The organism is Acinetobacter sp. AS167, assembly GCF_037152175.1.
Classification (GTDB): Bacteria; Pseudomonadota; Gammaproteobacteria; order Pseudomonadales; family Moraxellaceae; genus Acinetobacter.
The window spans coordinates 1-223 of record NZ_JBBCMP010000062.1 but is presented as its reverse complement, the minus strand read 5'-3'; the positions used below and the strand labels follow the sequence as shown (position 1 = coordinate 223).

At 26.9% G+C, this 223-nt stretch carries 1 protein-coding gene; it reads left to right on the top strand.

Going from position 1 to position 223, the window contains the following annotated elements; all coding sequences use genetic code 11:
* A partial coding sequence (locus tag WFN33_RS20370; protein WP_336954847.1) for a tetratricopeptide repeat protein occupies nt 1–223 on the top strand: 223 nt, incomplete at both ends.

Sequence of the window (223 nt, the reverse complement as noted above, 5' to 3'; positions counted from 1 at the left end):
AAAGATTTAAAAAAAGCATTTAATTACTTTGAGAGATCTGCTTTAAAAAATGATCCATTAGCTCAAAATAATTTAGGATGGATGTATGAGCATGGTGAAGGAACTGCAAGGAATGTAGATAAAGCAGAATATTGGTATAAAATAGCTTCAGAAAATGATTTTAGTTTAGCTACTGAAAATTTAAAGCGCTTAAAAAATATTATTATTCAAAAGGGTATTACTA